The sequence below is a fragment of the Acinetobacter nectaris CIP 110549 genome (assembly GCF_000488215.1).
GTDB lineage: Bacteria > Pseudomonadota > Gammaproteobacteria > Pseudomonadales > Moraxellaceae > Acinetobacter > Acinetobacter nectaris.
Genome location: NZ_KI530735.1, coordinates 1 through 21,696 on the forward strand (window position 1 = coordinate 1; position 21,696 = coordinate 21,696).

The window sequence follows — 21,696 nt, forward strand, 5'->3', positions numbered from 1 at the left end:
GTTACCCATGTGAGAGTAAGTCATCGCCAGCATTTAATTCTAAAGCCTCCCAAACAGGGAGGCTTTTTTTATGCATGCAATAATATAATTAGAATTAGACCATTGAATTGTATAATTTATATAAATCTTATGATATAAAAAATAATAACGGCATAAAATTTGCTAGTACACTGAGGTTTGTTTATGAAGCTATCGCTTGGGCTAAAAGTAGCTAATTCTTTATCTTTGACACCTCAATTACAACAAGCAATACGCTTATTGCAGCTATCTAATCTCGAGTTAGAACAAGAAGTTCAGTTGCAGCTTGATAGTAATCCTTTGTTGGAGGCTGTTGATACGGCATCTGAAGAAAATACTATTGTTGAAAAACAGGAAGTAGATCTATCGGATCAATTACAGGTAACAGATATTCCTGAGGATTTACCTATAGATACTCAGTGGGATGATATTTATACGCATCAGCCAACAGCATTAGGTATAGCAGATCTAGATGAGAGAGAAGCGCAATATTCTAAAGAGATAACGCTACAGCAACATTTACAGAATCAAATTAATTTACTGAATTTCTCTAAGCTTGATAAGTTAATAGCAATTTGTATTGTAGATGCATTAGATGAAAAAGGTTTTTTAATCGCTGAGATTTCAGAAATTAAAGAGGCTGTTTTAGGCTTGTTGGAAAATATTAGTTTTAATGAAGAAGATATAGATGATGAAGAAATATTTGTTGTATTAAAACATATACAGCAACTTGATCCTATTGGTGTAGGTTCGCGGAACTTAGTTGAATGTTTGTCTATTCAATTAAAATCACTACCAGAGTCAGTACAGTATAAATCTGAAGCTTTAAAAGTCTTATCATATTATCAATTTCTAATAACGAATGATGTTCAGAAGTTACTGAAAGCAACAGGATTAAAGTTACCAGAGCTTAAAGAAACGCTAAATTTAATAAAAACGCTAAAACCATATCCTGGTAGTGATTTTGTAGAAGGTGAAACAGAGTACCAAATTCCAGATGTTGTTGTTCTTAAGAAGAATGATGTCTGGCAAGTAGGGCTAAATCCAGATGTTGCCCCAAAGCTAAAAGTAAATTCATATTATGCGAGTTTTATTAAGCGTGCAGATCAAAGCGAAGACAATCAATACTTGAAAAATCAATTATTAGAGGCAAAAAACTTTATAAAAAGTATTGATGAAAGGCATAAGACATTGCTAAAAGTTGCAACTTGTATCGTTAAATACCAACGTGATTTTTTAGAATATGGTGAAGAAGCGATGAAACCTCTAATACTGAGAGATGTTGCAGAGGAGGTTGAATTACATGAGTCAACGGTTTCACGTGTGACTACAAATAAGTATATCTTGACACCCAAAGGGTTGTTTGAATTGAAATACTTCTTTTCGAGCCATGTATCAACAACGACAGGCGGAGAGTGTTCCTCAACTGCTATTAGAGCAAGAATTAAAAAGTTAATCTCAGCTGAAAGTCCGCAGAAGCCTTTATCTGATAATAGTATTGCTAATCTATTAAAAGAGGAGGGAATAGATGTTGCGCGTAGAACAGTTGCAAAGTATAGGGAATCATTACATATTCCATCTTCTTCAGAGAGAAAAGTACTCCTTTAATATTATAATTTAGTTCCATTAATACTGAATAAAACCAAGTTGATTATTAAATAAGTGAATAGCATGTTTATATTAGAGATGAGATGTAGGTAACTTGTCTCAAGATCTCATTTTAAATAAAGCTTTTCATCTTTTTTGTTTCAAAATTATTTAGACTTAATGAATTATTTTTATGATTTATAGTAAAATATCCGACTTTTAGCCGTAGGTCCAAAGCGAGGTCTTTGATAATGAATAGCGAACAACTCACAGAAATTTTAAAACAAGCATTCCCAAATGCAGAAGTAGTTGTGAGTGGACAAGCAGGCAAGTTTGACCTACGAGTTGTTGATGATCAGTTTGAAGGGAAACGCCCTGTTGCACGTCAGCAGCTTGTATATGCACCACTAAATAGTTTTATTGCAAGTGGTGAAGTACATGCAGTAACAATTAAAGCAATGACAAAAGAAGAATGGCGTAAAGCCAGCATGTTCGGAGTATAAAATATAAATGGATAAATTTCTTATTCAAGGCGGTACGCAATTACGCGGTAAAGTGCGTATTTCGGGAGCTAAAAATGCAGCATTACCATTATTGGCTGCAACAATTTTAGCTGAAACGCCAATAACAATTACGAATGTACCTAATCTTAAAGATGTAAATACATTGGTTGAATTAATTGCTGGCTTAGGTGTCACGATTTGTTATGAAAATGGACATCTCGTTAAAGCAGATACATCAACATTAGATAACCAGTTTGCACCTTATGAACTTGTTAAGACTATGCGTGCATCTATTTTAGTTTTAGGTCCACTGTTGGCACGTTATGGTACAGCACGTGTTTCTTTACCTGGTGGTTGTGCAATAGGTTCTCGCCCAGTAGATCAACATTTAAAAGCTTTAGAAGCACTTGGCGCTACTATTGAAGTTGAAAACGGTTATGTAAATGCACAGGTTGATGGTCGCTTAAAGGGTGGCGAAGTCATTTTTGATATGGTAACTGTTGGTGGTACAGAAAACATTCTGATGGCAGCCGTACTTGCCGATGGCGTGACTACAATTCGTAATGCAGCAAAAGAGCCTGAAATTACCGACTTAGCCCAAATGCTTGTGAAAATGGGTGCGAAGATTGAAGGTATAGATACTGATACACTTATAGTGACGGGTGTTGATCATTTAAATGGTTGTGAGCATGCCGTTGTTGCTGACCGTATCGAAACAGGTTCATATTTAGCTGCAGCAGCAATTACAGGTGGATGTGTTAAAACAACACATACAGATCCAAAGTTACTAGAGGCAGTTTTAGAAAAGTTTGAAGAAATGGGTGCTGAAGTCACACGTGGTGATGACTGGATTGAATTAGATATGCAAGGGAAACGTCCTAAAGCCGTGAGTTTTAGAACACTTCCACATCCTGAATTTCCAACAGATATGCAAGCCCAAGTCATGGCAGTAAATACGATTGCGCAAGGTTTTGCAACTGTTTCAGAAACGATCTTTGAAAATAGATTTATGCATGTACCAGAGCTTTCTCGTATGGGAGCAAATATTCAGGTAGAGGGTAATGATGCTGTTGTTACTGGTGTTGATAAATTATCAGCAGCTCCAGTGATGGCGACAGATTTACGTGCATCTTTTTCTTTAGTTTTAGCTGCACTTGCGGCTGAAGGTGAAACTTTAGTGGATCGCATCTATCATATTGATCGTGGATATGAAAAAATTGAAGAGAAACTTCAAGGCCTTGGCGCACAAATTAAGCGAGTAAGTGAGTAAATCATGAATGACCTAAGAAACGATGATCCGAATTTTGATGTGATGGGGAATTTTGATCATGGTTTGACATTGGCATTAAGTAAAGGGCGTATTTTAAAGGAAACGCTCCCTTTACTCGAAACAGCAGGTATTAACTTATTAGAAGATCCTGAAAAGTCTCGTAAATTGATTTTCCCAACAACCCATAAGCATGTTCGTATTTTAATTTTACGTGCTTCAGATGTACCTACTTATGTTGAGAATGGTGCAGCAGATATTGGGGTGGCTGGGAAAGATGTGCTCATGGAACATGGTGCTCAAAATGTTTATGAACCATTAGACTTGAAAATTGCCAACTGCCGTCTAATGACAGCAGCAAAAGTAGGTATGGAGCGCCCGAAAGGTCGTTTGAAAATTGCGACAAAGTATGTCAATTTGACACGCCAATATTATGCAAGCCTTGGCGAACAAGTAGATGTCATTAAGCTTTATGGCTCTATGGAACTTGCACCATTGGTTGGTCTTGGTGATTATATTGTAGACGTAGTAGATACAGGAAATACCTTACGTGCAAATGGTTTAGAACCATTGGAAGAAATTTGCCAAGTATCTTCACGTTTAATCGTAAATAAGGCAAGTTTTAAGCGTAAGCAAACCTTGTTGAATCCGATTCTACAACAGCTAGAGCAGGCTGTAGCTGCAAAATAGTCGTAAAATTGATTAAATTTATGAGAGTAAGTCAAAAATATGATGAACTCTTGTAAATTGAATGAGATATCGTGCCCACAAGTGACTTTAAAAAGGTTAAACTTAAGCCTTAATTGTTTAACTTGTGGGTAAATTGATGCGACGTTTATCGACTCAAGACCAAAATTTCAAACAGGTCTTTGCGGATTTATTGGCTTTTGAAACTGTCAATGATCCTGAGCTTCTTTCAACTGTAGATAAAATTATTTCTGATGTTCGTCAGTTCGGTGATGAGCATGTTCTTAAATTAACTCAGCAGTTCGATCGACATCCCGCGCATCATTTTTCTGAACTCGAGTTGACTCAAGAGCAATTAAAAGCTGCATTTGATCATTTAGACTCTGATGTACGTAAGGCATTAGAGCTTGCCGCACAGCGTATCCGTACTTTCCATGAAGCACAGAAGCAAGATGGTTGGAGTTATATTGATGACCTTGGAAATACATTGGGTCAAAAAGTAACACCTCTTGATCGTGTAGGCATTTATGTGCCCGGTGGCTTGGCGTCCTATCCATCTTCTGTATTAATGAATGCTGTGCCTGCACATGTAGCAGGTGTTGCCGAAATCATTATGGTTGTGCCTGCACCAAAAGGCGATCTGAACCCACTTGTACTAGCTGCTGCTTATCTTGCAGGTGTAAGCCGTGTATTTACAATTGGTGGTGCACAGGCTGTGGCAGCATTAGCATATGGTACACAAACCATTCCACGTGTAGATAAAATTACAGGACCAGGCAACCGTTTTGTTGCGGCTGCAAAACGGGCTGTATTTGGGCAATGTGGCATTGATATGATTGCAGGGCCTTCAGAAATTTTAGTCTATGCTGAAGGCAATAATGATCCTAAATGGATCGCAATGGATGTGTTGTCTCAAGCAGAGCATGATACGGTTGCACAAGCTATTCTTATTACACCTGATGAGAAATTTTTAGAAGAGGTTGCGCAAGCAATCGAATCACATTTAGCTGAATTACCAAAAGCAGAAATAGCGCGTACTTCAATTGAGAATCGTGGTGCTTTAGTCCTTGTGAAAGATAGAGCAGAAGCGATTGAGCTGATTAATCAAGTCGCTCCTGAACATTTAGAGCTGTGTTTAGATGATGCTCAAGCAATGAGTGAAGAAATTCGTCATGCAGGTGCAATCTTTATGGGAAGGTATACACCTGAAGCAATTGGTGATTATTGTGCGGGGCCAAACCATGTTTTACCAACTTCAGGTACAGCACGTTTTTCTTCACCGTTAGGGGTGTATGATTTTCAGAAACGTTCTAGTCTGATTATGTGCTCGCAAGAAGGTGTGAAACCATTGGCAAAAGCTGCTGATATTTTGGCACAAGAAGAAAACTTAGATGCACATGCACGCTCTGCACGTTATCGCTATAAATAAGAAAAATAAGGTGGTCTGTAAGACCACCGCACTTTTGAGATAAGTAAATGACTATGACAAATGAAAAAATGCGCTTTTGGAGTCCAGAAGTTCGTGAGCTTGAGCCTTATGTGCCTGGTGAACAGCCCAAAATTCAAAATCTATTAAAGCTAAATACCAATGAAAACCCTTATCCACCTTCACCAAAGGTTGCACAAGCATTAGAAAAACAACTGTCGAATCAGGCTGATCTATTACGTTTGTATCCAGACCCTGATGCGAGTGTTTTGAAGGAAGCGATTGCAAAGCAGCAACATGTTACTGCAGATCATGTATTTGTTGGTAATGGTTCCGATGAAGTGTTAGCACACATTTTTAAAGCATTCTTTCAACAAGAAGAGCCTGTTTTATATTCAGATATTACTTACAGTTTTTATCCTGTATATAGTCAATTTTTCAAGACAAAAACAAAAATTGTACCTTTAAATGAGCAGTTTGAAATTGATATTAAGGACTATCAGCAACCTAATGGTGGGATTATCATTACGAATCCGAATGCACCAACAAGTATTGCATTGCCTTTAACAGAAATTGAAAAATTGTTATGTGATCATCCTGATCGTGTTGTAGTGATTGATGAAGCTTATGTCGATTTTGGTGCTGAGTCAGCAGTCGCTTTGGTCGACCGTTATGAAAATTTAGTGGTGTGCCAAACAACTTCTAAGTCGCGTTCACTTGCAGGGCTTCGAGTGGGTTATGCAATTGCACAACCGCATTTAATTGCTGCGCTAGAAACTGTAAAAAATAGCTTTAACTCTTATCCGATAGACCGCCTTGCAATTGCTGCTGCGGTTGCTTCTTTTGAGGATCAACCATATTTTGAAGAGCATTGCCAAAAAGTTATTGTGAGTCGTGAACAATTGATTACAGACTTAAAAGCTTTAGGTTTTAATGTATTGTCATCTAAAGCCAATTTTATATTTACTTCTCATCAGATTGAAAAGGCAAATGTATTGGCAGAAAAGCTGCGTGAACAAGGTGTTATTGTTCGTTATTTCAATAAGCCAAGAATTGATAACTTCCTGCGTATTACCATTGGTACAGATATTGAAAATAAACGACTTGTGCAAAGTTTGGAAAAAATTCTACATTAATTAAAATAGCTCTAAATTATAAATAGAAGAATAATATGAAAAAAATGACAATTTGTTTAAATATGATTGTCAAGAATGAGGCGAATATTATTGTAGAAACTCTCAATAATATTCGTTCATTTATTGAAATTGATTATATTGTAATTTGTGATACAGGCTCATCTGATGGTACACAAGAGATAATTAAAAGTTATTTAGACAGGTATCATCTGCAAGGTGAAGTCCTAGAGCATATTTGGAAGGACTTCGCCCATAATCGTAATTTAGCTTTAGACGCATGCAAAGGTAAGTCAGATTATATTTTAGTTTTTGATGCCGATGACCGCTTTTACGGAGATTTCATATTACCAAATCCATTATCGTATGATATTTATCATCTTACTTTTAAAAGTGCTGAGCGGGAATTTTTTTATAAACGTAAGTTACTTTTTCGAAATAATGGGCTTGTAAAGTGGGTTGGGGTGTTACATGAAAGTATTGTAAATATAGAGTCCAACCTATCTGAATTTGAGGTTCAAGGGCATTACTATATTCAAACAGGTCATTTTGGTGCAAGAAGCCAAGATCCTCAAAAATATTTAAAAGATGCAGAGGTACTTACGCAAGCATTTGAGAATGAGAAGGATGATCTTCTTTTAAAAGCAAGATATGCTTATTACGCAGCAACATCGTATTATAGTTATAACGATATTAATCAAGCGATTTTTTGGTTTAAGAAAAGAGTTGAGTGTATACCTTTAACACCTAATAAGTTTGAGAGCTATTTGGCTTGTCGCTATTTAGGTGCTATTTATAAAGAACAGCATTGCTTAGATCAAGCTATATTATTTTGGTTGAAAGGATGTAATATTGAACCTTTATATCTTGAGTGTTTTTATGAGTTAAGTTTGCTCTATTCTGAACAGGGTGAATATCAAATTTCTTATGATTTTATTTACTTAGCCAAACAGAAGAAAATACATAAACAGGCTACAGCATCAGAACTACCTATTCTAGATTACGGTATAGATTATCAGCTACTCACAATGGGGGTTAAAGTTGAAGAGTATGATTGGGCTTATCAGGCATGGAAAGATTTACTCAAACAACCTTTTTATTCGAAAGTGCTATCTGAAATAATCTTAAGCTATCATGAGGTATTTCAAGCTCAATTTATAAAGGAAAAAATGAGCGTTAAAACATCTCTACAAGAAAAACTAGAGCTACATAAAAGTTATGTTTGATACCAAGTATTAATAAGGTCAAGCATGGCATCGACCTTATCAAAGCATTCTTGGTATTCCGCTTCTTCTTCTGATGCAATGGTGATACCACCACCTGCCCAAATGGAAAGTTCATCTTGGTACTTTTGAATAGAACGTATCAGAATATTCCAACAACCTGTGCCATCTAAGTTGAAATATCCAAGTGAGCCACAGTATGCACCTCGTGGTTTTTGTTCTAATTCTTCAATAATTTCCATTGCCCGAATTTTAGGTGCGCCTGTAATTGAGCCACCCGGTAATGCTGTAAGTAGCATATGCAAGGGAGAAGTTTCGGCAGTAAGTGTTGCTTGAATTTCACTTACCATATGGTGTACTTGCTTAAAGCTTTCAATCTCAAAGAGTTTTGGGGTTTTTACTGATCCATTTTCAGCATATACACTTAGGTCATTACGTAGCAGGTCTACAATCATTAAATTTTCAGCTTGGTCTTTCTCAGAATCTTTTAATTTTTGTTTTGAAATCTCATCTTGGCTTTGATCTGAAAATCTTGGCATAGTGCCTTTAATTGGACGTGTGCGTATTTCCCGATTGTTATGGAACTCAATAAATAATTCTGGAGAGCAACTGAGTAACTCAAATTCATCTACCTTAAGATAACCCGCATAAGGTGCATTTGTGAGTTGCCAAAAAGCATCTGCTGTGGCAATCAATTGCCCTTGCGCCGTTGCTGAAAATTTTTGTGTAAGATTAATTTGGTAACAGTCTCCTGCACGTATATATTCTTGAATTTTTTGAAAATTTTGATTGTATTGTTGTTTTGACCATTCAGCTTGGCAAGATGTTTCGAGTTTGAATATTTGCTGAGAAAAAGATGCTGTAAGTTTTTTTACTACTAGATCATAGATTTCAGATGCTTTCGCTTCTGTACTATAAAAAATCCACTGGTGATTTTCATATTTTAAGTATGAGTGATATAGACCTAAATATGCAGCAGGTTGGCTATGCTGAGGATATGAGACACTTTGTTGGGTAGCATAGTCATATCCGATAAATCCCATCCATCCACCTGAAAAACCATGCGTATTTTTAGGAGGGTGCTGTAGCTGAATAAAATCAAGTGGACTTTGATTTTCTATCGATTGATAAGAAAAGTTATTTTGTCTTTTAAAGTAATGTGACTCATTTTGCACCAACCAATATCTTTCAGGTAAGAATGCAATCACAGGTTTACCATGGTCTTGTAAGTAGATAATGCCATGCAGTTCTTGTAGTTTTTGCAGTACCTGTGCAGGAGAGAGTGTTAAATCTGAGAGGTTTTTTTGCATAACAAAATCTTAGCCACATTGTAGATGCTATTTTACAAAGAATTGACAGCATAGGGCAACAGAAGTGATTAAAGCTTATGTGATTCAGAGCATATGGTTTCAAAATGCAGAGGGTATTGCTGGCGCTTTCTATCTTTGAAGTAATGGAGCAAGGTTTGTTTTACGCTTGGAAATGCCAATGCATCCCATGGTATATCTTCCTCTTTAAAGAGACGGGTTTCTATGGTTTCAGGCCCGGCCCCAAAAGTACCATTTTGAAGGTTTGCCTTAAACAGTGCGTAGATTTGTCCGATATGTGGAATATCGTACATACAATATAAACTTTCAATATCAATGTTTGCTTCGGCTTCTTCGAAGGTTTCACGTGCTGCACCTTCAGCCATCGTTTCTGCAAGCTCCATATATCCTGCAGGTAGTGTCCATAGCCCATAGCGAGGTTCGATGGCTCTTCTACAAAGTAGAACTTGATCTTGCCAAAGAACCAATGCCCCACAAATAACTTTGGGGTTTTCATAATGAATATTGCCACAAGACAGACAGACTTGACGTTTTTTACTGTCACCTAATGGGATTTTTTCTATTGTTTCATGTCCACATTTTTGGCAGTAGTGCATCATCGTATTTCTTCTATATGGGTAGGTGAATTTGCCGAATTTCATTATTTTGGCATGTCATCTTAAAAAAGTCAGCAATATTCCCGTTACAGTCATTGCTTTTAAAAGAATAAAGATATTTTTTTGATTTATATAAACGATTTATTTGTTGATTTATAGTTGGAATTTCGCTGTTTTCTCATGACTTACAAGGCTAATCGAAGTATCTTAAACACTAGAAAAGGAGAAAAATAATGATGTATAAATATAATGGTTATGTGCCAACAACTGCATGTATTCCTTGGGATGGTTGGATTGAAGAAACAGCAAATATTATTGGTGATGTTCATTTAGGGAGTAAAGTGAATATTTGGTTTGGTGCAATTGTAAGAGGGGATACAGGTAAAGTACGTATTGGGCATTATAGTAATGTTCAGGCTTATAGCATTTTAGATATGGGATGTGCAGATCGTTTAGATGTAGGTCAGTATGTGAGTATCGAGCATCATGTGACATTACGTGGTTGCAAAGTTGGTGACTATACATTAATTGGTATGCACAGTATTGTTTCAGAGCATGCTGTGGTTGGAAGCTATTGTGTGGTGGAAGCCAATACAGTGATAGAAGAAAATCAGATTATTCCTGATTATTCAGTTGTTGCAGGTGTACCTGCGAAAGTCATTTCAAATGTGACAGAAAAAGATGTACAAAAGATTAAGCATAAAGCATATGCATCTTTTGAACTGATTGAAAATTATAGAGAGCTAGAACCTTATTGGTTTAACGATAACGAATAATTATAAAGAGGGTATCGCAAAGCTTTTTAGAGTTGCGTATGATACCTTAAATTTTTAAGTTTCTTTCACAATAAGGGCATGCATGAAACTGCTAGCACTCGAAACCGCAAATGACCAATGTTCTGTTTGTTTGATGCGTGATCAAGATATTTTATTTAAAGTTTTAAGTGATCAAGCAAGAATGCAAACGCAAACCCTGCTACCTATGATTGAGCAAGGCTTACAAACGTGTAATTTAACGACTGAAGTATTGGATGTGATTGCATTTAGTCGTGGGCCAGGCTCCTTTAGCGGTGTTCGTATTAATGCGGCTGTTACACAAGCACTTGCTTGGGCAAATGACTTACCCGTAATTGGTGTGTCTACATTACAAGCATTGGCACAGGCAGCATATCGTGAGCATGGTTTGATGGCTGTTACTGCTGTGATTGATGCAAGAATGAAAGAAGTATATATCGCGAATTTTGAGTTAGATGATCGCGGTGTGATGCAAGCTGTTGATGCAGAACAACTGTTGAGTTATGCAGATGCAATGCAACATATTCAATTTACACCTGTAGGTTCTGGTGCAAATTTGTTGCAAGAAAGTGCAATGTTTACTCAAGTTAAAGCCTCTGCTGAAGATATTGCAAAAATTGCTATGTCGCTCGCTCAAGAAAAAAAATGGGTGAGTGCTGAAAATGCCTTGCCTGTATATTTACGTGATAATGCATGGAAAAAAATTTCTGAACAAGGCAAGTCTTAATTCATGGATCTTATTTTACTTTTTAAAGCCGCGATTATGGGTTTGGTGGAAGGTGTAACCGAATTCCTACCAATCTCTAGTACGGGGCATCTTATTTTAACTGGTCAGTTACTCGATTTTTGGACACCTGAAAAGCGAGATATGTTCTCTGTTGCTGTACAAATTGGTGCAATTGCAGCAGTCATTTATCAATATTGGAATAAGCTTTGGGGTGCACTTATTGGTGCAGTCACAGGTGATGAGCAGGGTCGCCGTCTAAGTATTAATTTAATTGTTGCAACAATTCCTATTATGGCGGTGGGTTTAACATTTGGTGAAACAGTAAAGTCATATTTGTTTAATGCGATTACGGTTGCTGTTGCTTTAATTATTGGTGGTTTTATTATTTTATGGGCTGAAAGAAGGCAACATAAAACAGTAAGCCATGAAGTAGAGCAGCTTACTTTTAAACAAGCTGCACTTATTGGCCTTATTCAATGTTTTGCACTTGTTCCAGGTACATCACGTTCAGGCTCTACAATTATTGGTTCTCTTTTTCTTGGTGTGTCACGTAAAGCAGCCGCAGAGTTCTCTTTCTTTTTAGGTATTCCTGTCCTTATGGGTGCGGGATTACTCGATATGTATAAAATGCGCCATGATTTGCATATTGAAGATATGGAAATTTTAGGTGCAGGCATTATTGTTGCTTTTATTTCAGCATTATTGGTAATTCGCGCATTGATTCGTTATGTATCTAAACATGACTTTAGTGTATTTGCTTACTACCGTATTGTGTTTGGTTTATTTATTTTAGTCACTTGGTGGACAGGCTGGGTAAATTGGTAATGCAATTTGTTTGTTGGTTTGAACAAGCGTATGAACAAAAAGCAAGTGAGATTGTAGGTCGTCTACAATCTCGTGGTGTAAATGTCGATTTGCAACTCGCTGAAAAAATTAATGCAAAATTTCTTCGTTTACACCCTGAACTTGCTTTAGTTATAGATCGTGATGGTTTGAGTATTGCAGCACAAGGCATGAAAATGCAGCCAGATTGGTATGCAGAAATTCCACGCTTAAAAAGAGCATCATTAAAAACAGAAATGCTAGCAAGAGCGACTCAGTCAAATGAACAGCCTACTCTGATTGATGCAACAGCAGGTTTAGGGCATGACTCATTGCTTATGGCAAAATTTGGTGCACAAGTCAGGCTTGTTGAGCGCCATCCTATTTTGTTTACACTGCTCGAAGAAGCTTATGAAAGTGCAAAAAAAGATATATTTTTAGCATCGATAACTGATAAAATTCAGTTAATATTTGCAGACTCGGCAAGCTATTTAGAACAGTTAGCACAGACAAAGCAAAGTGTTGATGTTGTTTATTTGGACCCCATGTTCCCACAAAGAGACCAAAACCAACAAGGACAAAAAAAACAAGCACAGGTCAAAAAACAAATGCAGCTTTTGCATATGCTATTGCCCGAACATGGTGAAATGGATTTAGGCGACCACCTACTTATAGAAGCAAGGAAAGTTGCAAAAAGAGTCATTGTAAAACGACCGCGTCATGCAGTATTTTTAAATAATGAAGAACCTAAACATCAATGGTTAGGGGATGCATGTCGTTTCGATGCCTATTTCAATATGGATACATAAACAAGTTGTTGTTCATTTTTGTAATGTAATGCTGTACTGCACGAGATATCGATTAGACTACATAAACAATAAATGAGCAATAACGTATAAAGCAACGAAATGTTGCTGGCCAGCAAAAATCCTATGATAGATCTTAAACCTTCTATTAACTTTTGGCATGATTTGAAAAGTAACCAAGTTGCAGGCCTATGGCTATTTCTTGGTTCACGTAAGTCATTGCAAATTGTACATCCATCTATTTTCCAACTCCTTTTTTGGGGAGCTGTTGCTGCAAGTGTAAATACACTTTATAGCTGGATGGTTGCGGGTCAGGTTGGGCACTTTAACTCACAAGGGCTTGTAAGCTATGCACTTTGGCCTTTTATTGCACTAATTGTTGGTATTTTCCTTTCACAACGAATGAATAACCAAAGGTTGATGCTTGTACCTGCTTTATTATGGTTGGTACTTGATAGTAATGTTTTACTTATTCAATGCTTTTTACAGTATTTAGGCGATAATAATTTACTCAACTTCTTGCCAGATAGTATTTATAACTTTCTACCAACACTTTTTATGGTGTTCTTTGTATGGCAAAGTTTAGCAGTCATTTGGGTATTTTCTCGGGAGCTAAAATGGCCATGGTGGGAAAGAGCACTGATTATGTTTGCTACAGTGTGCACTTTGGTTGTTTGGCAAATGTCGGTAAAACAACAGCCAATTTGGAAGGTTGATGATTCACCACCTACAATTTCAGAAGATGCATTATATGCCCAAGGGAATTTACTGCGCCAAACCCTAGAGCAAATACAGCTTGGTGATTTTTCACAAACACATTGGTACTTCTTAGGTGTTGCTGGTGATAGCTATGATTCTGTTTTTAGCTCTGAAGTACAACGAATTAAGTCACAATTTGATACGCGATTTGGAACACTAGGACGGTCTGTTCAATTAGTTAATGATCCTGATACACGCACAAAAATTCCTATTGCATCTGAAACAAGCATTCAATTGGCACTCAACCGAATTGGCCAACAAATGAATAAAGATACAGATGTTTTATTTATGTATTTAACATCCCACGGTTTAGCCAATCACTTTGAACTTGAAAATGCGCCAATTGATTTAAATCAAATCAACCCACAGTGGTTACGAAGTGCTTTAGACAAGTCGGGCATTAAATGGCGTGTTATTGTAATTTCTGCATGTTACTCAGGTAGTTTTATACCTGCATTACAGTCTGATAATACTTTAGTGATTACAGCTTCCGCCGCTGATCGTTCATCATTTGGCTGTAATAGTGAGTCTGATTATACTTATTTTGGTCGAGCATTCTTTGATCAAGCAATGAGAGAGAAAAGTACGCTACATGATGCCTTTACTGATGCCCAAGCAACTGTTTCAAAATGGGAGAATGCACAAGGTTTCGAACCTTCAGAACCACAATGGTCTTTAGGAAAAAATATGGAGCTGATGTTACCTCAGTTAGAAAAACATCTTTTCCCAAGCCCAACAGTAATACCAACAAGCCCTAATCCAATGCCATCACCGACAACGCCTTAGGAAGTGAAAATGAATTTATTACAGAAAAATTATTGTTTTGCTGGTGAGCAGCGTACTTATGAAATGTCATCTGTATATTTACAAGGAATAGCAAAATTTTCTGTATATATTCCACCACAAGCAGAAAAGGAAAAATGTCCTGCTATTTTTTTTCTAGCAGGATTAACCAGTAATGAGGAAACTTTTGCAATAAAAGCACATGCTCAAAATATGGCTTCTCAGCTCGGTTTAATACTTGTTATGCCAGATACATCACCACGTGGCGAAAGTGTGGCTGATGATGAGGCTTGGGATATTGGTCAGGGAGCAGGATTTTATATTAATACGCAACAAATGCCTTGGAAAACACACTTTCAAATGGAGAGTTATATTGTTGAAGAGCTATATGCACAATTAATTAAAAACTTTCCAATAGATGCGCGCCGTATAGGTATTATGGGGCATAGCATGGGTGGACATGGTGCGTTAACACTTGCATGGAAGTATCCGAATTTATTTAGATCGGTTTCTGCTTTTGCACCTATTTGTGCAGCAAGTGAGTGTCCTTGGGGAGAAAAGGTTTTTTCTGCTTACTTGGGCGAAGATAAAGATATTTGGAAAAACCATGATGCTGTCGCTTTGGTTGAGAAGCAAGGGGCACTATTTTCTGATGTTCTTATTGATCAGGGTTTGGCAGATCAATTCTATTCACAGCTTCAACCTGAAAAACTAAAAGCAGTGTGTGAAAAGAAAGGACAGCCTTTGACCCTTCGATTCCATGATCATTATGACCATGGGTATTATTTTGTGCAGTCATTTATTGATGATCATTTAAAATTTCACTTTAACCATCTGAATGCATAAAATTAATTTTCTGTATGTTGCCATGTCACATCAAACTCTTGGTGTGCCATACGGTTCAGATGATCAATGACAACTTGCTCTAAACGGGCAAAATCGACATCATTATTTCCTTCAATAGATACATCTAGAGTTGTTTCTTTCGGGTAAAGAAACACTTTTGCATTTGGAAATGGAATAAAAAAAGCATTTTCCGTTTCTTCTACTTCAAACTTATGTTTCCAATGATTGAATAGTCTTTTTGCAATACGTCGTCCTTCTTCTGTATGAACTTGGGTAATGCTTTTCATATCATATCCTTGTTTTAAACGAGAATTAATCTTAACAAGATAATAAGGATTGCGTGTAATAAAAATGTATTTAGGTGTTTTTATAAAAGATGCTGTCTAGATTTGTTATAATTGAACCATATCTGTTCACTGTTTGGGATTTCCATGTCTAAGCCATATCTTATTGCACCGTCTATTTTATCTGCTGATTTTGCTCGTTTAGGTGAAGAAGTTGAAAATGTTTTAAACGCAGGGGCAGATGTTGTTCATTTCGATGTTATGGATAACCATTATGTGCCGAATTTAACGTTTGGTGCAGGTGTATGTAAAGCACTTAAAAACTATGGTATTAAAGCACCAATCGATGTGCATTTAATGGTCTCTCCAGTCGATCGTATGATTGGTGATTTTTTAGATGCAGGTGCGGATATTATTACATTTCACCCTGAAGCTTCAGAACATATCGACCGTTCATTGCAGCTTATTAAATCTGGTGGTGCAAAAGCAGGTCTAGTATTTAATCCTGCAACGCCGTTGCACTATTTAGACTATGTTTTAGATAAAGTTGATCAAATTTTATTGATGAGTGTAAACCCTGGTTTTGGTGGTCAGAAGTTTATTCCAATGACATTGGATAAGTTACGTCAAGCACGTCAAATTATTGACGCCAGTGGTCAAGATATTCGACTTGAAGTAGATGGTGGTGTGACACCTGCAAATATTCGTGAAATTGCAGAAGCAGGTGCAGATATGTTTGTTGCAGGTTCTGCCATTTTTGGTAAACCTGATTATAAGTCTGTTATTGATGAAATGCGTGCAGAATTAAACCAAGTAAATAAAATTGAAGTTTAAAATATAATAAATATTATATCAGTCCTTATTTAATGGGCTGGTATAATAATATATTCTCTGTTTATAATTAAAATAAATATATAATGGTTTTTTGCCTCGGGGAAAATCCATGTTTTTATCTAAGCGTTATTCTATTTTTATAGTTTCAATTGTATGTTTGAGTCAGCATGTATCTGCAAGTGCGATAGAACAGCCTTCCATAGCTGGTTCATGGGTACTTGAAAGTTATAAAGTAGAAGATCAAGCAACGCATCATTTTATTCCTGCTATGGGTGAGCATCCGACAGGGCGCGTGATTTTTACACAAGATCATCGCATTAATTTTGTTCTTACAGGTGATAATAGAAGTAAAACAGCAACAACAGATACAGAAAAAGCAGCATTATTAGACTCTGTAATTGCATATACTGGAATGTGGTCATTAAAAGAAAATCAATGGTGTACAGATGTTGAGTCTGCATGGAACCCGAAGTGGGTAGGCACTCAGCAATGTAGAGAGTTTCATATACATGGCAATACATTAGATGTTTTAACGCCGTGGCGTCAAATGCCAAACTGGCCGGGAATAACACGTTCAATTATTACATTTAAGAAAGATATTTAAGACTTTATGGCATCGCCTTTGCTTATTGCATAGGCGATACTAAATAAATTATGTTTGAAATATAGTCATTTAAATCAATTTATAAATCATTAATTATTATATTGTCATAATTTTTACTAAGGTATAATCGCAATTTATTAAAATTAAAGTAAATATATTATAAATGTGTATTAATTTATATTTTTATAGATTTTAAAATAAATTAAAAATAGATGTAACAAGGAAGTATATATGTCGAAACCCTCTTTCACTAATGACCCTTATTCAGGCTATAAAGAATTGACATTACGTGGTGTTATTCTAGGCATTATTATTACTATTATTTTTACTGCATCAAATATTTATTTGGGTCTTAAAGTGGGTTTGACCTTTGCATCTTCAATACCTGCTGCTGTGTTGTCTATGGCATTATTGAAGTTTGCGAAAGGCTCTAATATTCTCGAAAACAATTTAGTACAGACACAAGCATCTGCGGCAGGAACTTTGTCTTCAGTTATTTTTGTTTTACCAGGGTTGTTAATGATTGGATATTGGCAACAGTTTCCATTTTGGCAAGTCTCTTTGCTGTGCCTAGGCGGTGGAATACTTGGAGTATTATTTACTATTCCGTTACGCCAAATTATGGTGGTACAAAGTGATTTACCTTACCCTGAGGGGATTGCCGCTGCTGAAATTTTAAAAGCGGGAACAGCAGGCACTGTTGTCAATGAGAAAGGGGTTGTACAGGAAAGTAAAGAAACAACACATGCCAAAGAAATTCTTTATGGTGGTGTTCTTGCTGCGATGGTAAGTTTCCTTAACAGTGGTTTGCGCGTAATCTCGGACAGTGCAAGTATTTGGTTAAAAGGTAGTCATGCAATATTTCAAATACCTATGGGGTTTTCTCTTGCACTTTTAGGTGCAGGTAGTTTAATTGGGATGTCAGCAGGTGTGGCAATACTTGTTGGTGTTTTTATTGCATGGGGTATTGCAGTACCGCTGCTATCGAGTTGGGCACCATTGCCTATTGGTGTTGAAATGACACAGTATGCACATCAACTTTGGGCATCAAAAGTCCGATTTATGGGGGTGGGTACAATCGGTGTTGCATCAATTTGGACTTTAATCATGCTGTTTAAGCCTATGGTTGAGGGAATCCGATTATCTATACGTGCATATCAACAACAAGATGAAAATGTAACGTACGTTCGTACGGAGCAAGATTTAGCGCCACGTCATATATTTGCTATTATGCTTGGAACAGTTTTCGTTCTTTTTGCAACCTTTTATTATTTTATTGCCCATGCTTATATTGCAGTGCCAATGGCATGGCTATTTGTGATTTTGGTTACGATTATCACATTTATTATTGGTTTTTTTATTGCTGCTGCTTGTGGTTATATGGCCGGTCTTGTGGGCTCATCTTCAAGTCCTATTTCAGGTATTGGTATTTTATCTGTCTTGGTGATTGCAACGGCATTATTTGGGCTAGGGCACGTAACACATGTTTTATCGACAGTAGATGGTGTAAAGTTTTTAACAGCATTAACATTATTTGCAACATCCGCAATTTTGGCGATTGCAACCATTTCCAATGACAATTTACAGGATTTAAAAACGGGTTATTTGGTTTCAGCAACGCCTGCAAAACAGCAAATTGCACTGATTATTGGGTCGATTACAGGTGCATTGGTCATTGCACCTGTGGTTGAGCTTTTATACCAAGCGTATGGCTTTACAGGCGCAATGCCTAGAACAGGTATGGATATAGCTCAAGCATTGGCTGCACCTCAGGCATTATTGATGACAACCATTAGCCAAGGTATTTTCTCGAAAAGTTTAGATTGGTCATCCATTGGTTTGGGTGCAGTGTTGGCAGTAGCATTGATTGTATTTGACTTTGTTCTAAAAAAGGCATCAAAACAAAAGTTATCACTCCCAGTTTTGGCTGTAGGTATGGGAATTTACTTACCTCCAAGTGTAAATATGCCACTTTTTATTGGTGCATTTATTTTTTGGGCAATGCAAAAATATATTGCTAAGAATAAAGGTGTAGATGCAGTTAAAAGAATAGAACAAAAGGGAACATTGTTTGCGGCAGGCCTTATTTTTGGAGAAAGCCTAATGGGTGTAATTCTCGCAGTTATAATAGTTGTTTCTGTGAGTACAGGTGGTTCGGATAGCCCATTGGCCATTCATATACCTGCATCATGGCAAAGTCTACAGGATATTTTAGGTTTTATTTCTTTTGCTGTCGTGAGTTTTATTTTTATTAAACGATCTTTAAAGTCTTAAACATTTATCGTTACGAAAAATGTTTGAATCATGCCTTGAGGTCTATTATGATCAAGGCATTGTTTTTCTCTTATTTTATATATGCGCATGTCAAATGTCTTTCAGCTTGCATTGAAGTTGCTTATTGCTTTTGCAATTGGCTGCTTTGGCATGGTGAATGCAAAAATGCAAGTTGCATATATTGATATCGAAAAAAATCATGAAATGTCGATGCAACATCATGAAATGATGCAAGCACATTGTGCAGATGAGGAAATGCCTCAGCAAATGATGAAGCAACCGCATAAGCATACGGTCGGTTGTATCGATTGTCAGATTTTACATTGTCAAAATATTAATTATGCCTTAGCAGATCATGAAGCAGTACTTCAACCGTTATCTACACATATAAAGATTTTAGAAAGTCCTCCAATTGAGTATTACTCAGCCACATTGAGTGGTCATTTACAAAAAATTCTTCGCCCTCCAAGAGTATAGCCTTTTTATAAATTTCTATTTTTTATTCAAAGGTTATGCTTATGTTACGTCAATTATTTCGCCTATCTATTATAGGTTTATGTGGTGTGCTGTCACAGTTTTCTGTTGCAGCAATTAAAGAATATCATTTAGATATTAATGAACAATCGGTCAATCTTACGGGTAAAGCTGTCCCTAAAATTACAGTCAATGGTCAATTTCCTGCGCCAAATCTAACCTTTACCGAAGGTGATGAGGCAGTGATTCATGTACATAATTCTTTAAAGAATGAGCCAACTTCGGTGCATTGGCATGGAATTTTATTGCCTAATGCGATGGATGGTGTACCAGGGCTAGGTGGTTTTAAAGAAATTCAACCAAATGGTGATTTTACATATCGTTTTAAACTACGCCAAAGTGGTACATATTGGTACCATGCGCATAGTGATGGGCAAGAACAAGATGGTTTGTATGGTGCTTTTGTGGTCTATCCAAAGGACAAAGAACCTTTAACGACAACTGAAAAAGTGCAACAAGATTATGTGGTGATGCTGTCAGATTTTCATACATCTTCAAGTAAAACGATTATGAAGAATCTTAAAAAATCGCCCGATTATTATCAAAATCAGCGTGAAACAATGACAGATGTACTTCATCAGGTACAGCAACAAGGCATTAAAGCGACTTGGCAAGACCGTAAAATGTGGAACCAAATGCGTATGCTCAAAACAGACTTGAGCGATGTGACAGGCTATACGTTTTTAATGAATGGTAAGACGCCTCAGCAAAATTGGACAGGGTTATTTGAACAAGGGAATCGTATTCGCTTACGTTTTATTAATGCTTCAGCAATGTCTTTTTTTGATGTGCGAATTCCAAACTTAAAAATGACGGTTGTGAGCGCAGATGGACAGCCTGTAAAACCTGTAAGTGTGGATGAGTTTCGTTTCGGCGCAGGTGAAACGTATGATGTGATTGTTGAACCAAAGGAAGACAATTATCAAATTCAAGCAGAGTCGATTGATCGGACAGGTTTTGCAATTGGTAATTTACATAATCAAGCATCGAAACCTGCTGACTTTGTGATGCCAAATCATCGACCCCGAGCATTATTGAACATGCAAGATATGGGGATGTCGCATGATGAAATGGACATGTCTCAGCAAAACATGGCAGGCATGGATCACTCAAAACATGACATGAAAGACATGGATATGTCTGAGCATAGTATGAAGGATATGGATATGGATATGCCAAATGATCCTATGGGGCAAATGGATATGTCTGAGCATCAGATGCACATGAGTCATATGAATATGTCGAGTCATGAGATGCAAGGCATGAATATGCCAGAGAATGCTTCATCGGATATGGTTAAATATGACCCTGCTGATGGTTGGGATAATGCGTCTACACCTAAAGGTTTGAAGATGTTGCAATATCAAGATTTACAATCTTTAATGCCTCAAAAAGATCAGCGTCCTGCGGACAAGACCATTGTCATGAATTTAGATGGCAATATGGAGCGTTATATTTGGGAAATTAATGGTAAGAAATATAGTCAAGCGACGCCATTTAAAGTGAAATATGGGGAGCGTGTTCGTCTAACCTTTGTTAATAATACAATGATGGCGCATCCTATGCATTTACATGGTATGTTTTTCCAGCTTGAAAATGGTCAGGCAATGCAAAATATGCCAAGTAAACATACGGTGATTGTTCCTCCTGGAAAAACGGTGAGTGTATTGCTTACAGCAGATGAAGCAGGTGAATGGGCATTACATTGTCACTTGTTGTATCACATGACTGCAGGCATGATGAGTACGCTCATTGTGGCTATGCCTGACAAATCATCACCATCACAAGTGATGGAGCCTCCTGTAAAGCTTGTACAAAAAGAACAGCATCAGCACCATGCAGATATGGACATGTCTGACAT

At 37.0% G+C, this 21,696-nt stretch carries 20 protein-coding genes and 1 pseudogene; 18 read left to right on the forward strand and 3 right to left on the reverse strand.

The genetic code is table 11. The features are described from left to right. Positions 1-183 precede the first annotated feature (183 nt). From P256_RS10320 to P256_RS13005, 7 genes are all read left to right on the forward strand, one after another. A complete protein-coding gene (locus P256_RS10320) occupies positions 184-1,626 on the forward strand; it encodes an RNA polymerase factor sigma-54 (RefSeq protein WP_023273627.1) in 1,443 nt (480 codons plus the stop codon). Positions 1,627-1,856: 230 nt separating this feature from the next. Continuing rightward, the gene (gene ibaG / locus P256_RS10325; protein WP_023273628.1) at positions 1,857-2,108 is read left to right on the forward strand and encodes a BolA family iron metabolism protein IbaG; all 252 of its coding nucleotides are present in this window, start codon (positions 1,857-1,859) and stop codon (positions 2,106-2,108) included. 7 nt (positions 2,109-2,115) lie between these two features. After that, positions 2,116-3,378 (forward strand): UDP-N-acetylglucosamine 1-carboxyvinyltransferase, encoded by a 1,263-nt coding sequence (gene murA / locus P256_RS10330; RefSeq protein WP_023273629.1) that lies wholly within the window; start codon positions 2,116-2,118, stop codon positions 3,376-3,378. 3 nt (positions 3,379-3,381) lie between these two features. After that, positions 3,382-4,065 carry an ATP phosphoribosyltransferase gene (gene hisG / locus P256_RS10335; protein ID WP_023273630.1) on the forward strand — a complete coding sequence of 228 codons (684 nt, stop codon included), beginning with the start codon at positions 3,382-3,384 and terminating at the stop codon, positions 4,063-4,065. A gap of 124 nt (positions 4,066-4,189) precedes the next feature. Then, positions 4,190-5,491, forward strand: a complete 1,302-nt coding sequence (hisD, locus tag P256_RS10340; protein ID WP_171068524.1) for a histidinol dehydrogenase — start codon at positions 4,190-4,192, stop codon at positions 5,489-5,491. Positions 5,492-5,538: 47 nt separating this feature from the next. Beyond that, entirely contained in the window at positions 5,539-6,624 is a 1,086-nt protein-coding gene (gene hisC, locus P256_RS10345; RefSeq protein WP_023273632.1) for a histidinol-phosphate transaminase, read from the forward strand. A 35-nt stretch (positions 6,625-6,659) separates the two neighbouring features. Further along, positions 6,660-7,847, forward strand: a complete 1,188-nt coding sequence (locus P256_RS13005) for a glycosyltransferase (RefSeq protein ID WP_023273633.1) — start codon at positions 6,660-6,662, stop codon at positions 7,845-7,847. On the opposite strand, the gene pabB is transcribed toward P256_RS13005, so the two are convergent. Both pabB and P256_RS10360 read right to left on the reverse strand, forming a co-directional pair. Next, entirely contained in the window at positions 7,838-9,154 is a 1,317-nt protein-coding gene (pabB, locus tag P256_RS10355; RefSeq protein WP_023273634.1) for an aminodeoxychorismate synthase component I, read from the reverse strand. The genes P256_RS13005 and pabB overlap by 10 nt on opposite strands. A gap of 68 nt (positions 9,155-9,222) precedes the next feature. Continuing rightward, entirely contained in the window at positions 9,223-9,768 is a 546-nt protein-coding gene (locus P256_RS10360) for an NUDIX hydrolase (RefSeq protein WP_023273635.1), read from the reverse strand. A 233-nt stretch (positions 9,769-10,001) separates the two neighbouring features. Between P256_RS10360 and P256_RS10365 the strand changes: the two genes are divergently transcribed. The 6 genes from P256_RS10365 (at position 10,002) to fghA (ending at position 15,305) form a co-directional block, all read left to right on the forward strand. Then, on the forward strand, positions 10,002-10,544 hold the full coding sequence (locus P256_RS10365; RefSeq protein ID WP_023273636.1) for a gamma carbonic anhydrase family protein: 543 nt from the start codon (positions 10,002-10,004) through the stop codon (positions 10,542-10,544). Positions 10,545-10,626: 82 nt separating this feature from the next. Next, the gene (tsaB, locus tag P256_RS10370; protein WP_023273637.1) at positions 10,627-11,289 is read left to right on the forward strand and encodes a tRNA (adenosine(37)-N6)-threonylcarbamoyltransferase complex dimerization subunit type 1 TsaB; all 663 of its coding nucleotides are present in this window, start codon (positions 10,627-10,629) and stop codon (positions 11,287-11,289) included. A gap of 3 nt (positions 11,290-11,292) precedes the next feature. Continuing rightward, entirely contained in the window at positions 11,293-12,114 is an 822-nt protein-coding gene (locus tag P256_RS10375) for an undecaprenyl-diphosphate phosphatase (RefSeq protein WP_023273638.1), read from the forward strand. Continuing rightward, positions 12,114-12,920 (forward strand): class I SAM-dependent methyltransferase, encoded by an 807-nt coding sequence (locus P256_RS10380; RefSeq protein ID WP_023273639.1) that lies wholly within the window; start codon positions 12,114-12,116, stop codon positions 12,918-12,920. Before P256_RS10375 ends, P256_RS10380 begins: the two co-directional genes overlap by 1 nt. A gap of 123 nt (positions 12,921-13,043) precedes the next feature. Further along, positions 13,044-14,462, forward strand: coding sequence for a C13 family peptidase (locus P256_RS10385; RefSeq protein WP_023273640.1), 1,419 nt, complete (start codon positions 13,044-13,046; stop codon positions 14,460-14,462). Positions 14,463-14,471: 9 nt separating this feature from the next. Next, entirely contained in the window at positions 14,472-15,305 is an 834-nt protein-coding gene (fghA, locus tag P256_RS10390) for an S-formylglutathione hydrolase (RefSeq protein ID WP_023273641.1), read from the forward strand. A gap of 2 nt (positions 15,306-15,307) precedes the next feature. Here the strand turns inward: fghA and P256_RS10395 are convergent, their stop codons facing one another. Further along, complete coding sequence (locus P256_RS10395) at positions 15,308-15,592, reverse strand: DUF2218 domain-containing protein (RefSeq protein ID WP_023273642.1); 285 nt, start codon at positions 15,590-15,592, stop codon at positions 15,308-15,310. A gap of 144 nt (positions 15,593-15,736) precedes the next feature. On the opposite strand from P256_RS10395, the gene rpe reads away from it, so the two are divergent. The 5 genes and pseudogenes from rpe to P256_RS10420 form a co-directional block, all read left to right on the forward strand. Beyond that, positions 15,737-16,423 (forward strand): ribulose-phosphate 3-epimerase, encoded by a 687-nt coding sequence (gene rpe, locus P256_RS10400; RefSeq protein WP_023273643.1) that lies wholly within the window; start codon positions 15,737-15,739, stop codon positions 16,421-16,423. Between the two features lie 109 nt (positions 16,424-16,532). After that, positions 16,533-17,027, forward strand: coding sequence for a lipocalin-like domain-containing protein (locus P256_RS10405; RefSeq protein ID WP_023273644.1), 495 nt, complete (start codon positions 16,533-16,535; stop codon positions 17,025-17,027). A gap of 231 nt (positions 17,028-17,258) precedes the next feature. Continuing rightward, entirely contained in the window at positions 17,259-19,301 is a 2,043-nt protein-coding gene (locus tag P256_RS10410) for an OPT family oligopeptide transporter (protein ID WP_023273645.1), read from the forward strand. 87 nt (positions 19,302-19,388) lie between these two features. Further along, positions 19,389-19,778, forward strand: a complete 390-nt coding sequence (locus tag P256_RS10415) for a hypothetical protein (protein WP_155756761.1) — start codon at positions 19,389-19,391, stop codon at positions 19,776-19,778. A gap of 41 nt (positions 19,779-19,819) precedes the next feature. Beyond that, positions 19,820-21,673, forward strand: a pseudogene (locus P256_RS10420) (copper resistance system multicopper oxidase); the annotation flags it as partial. Positions 21,674-21,696 lie beyond the last annotated feature (23 nt).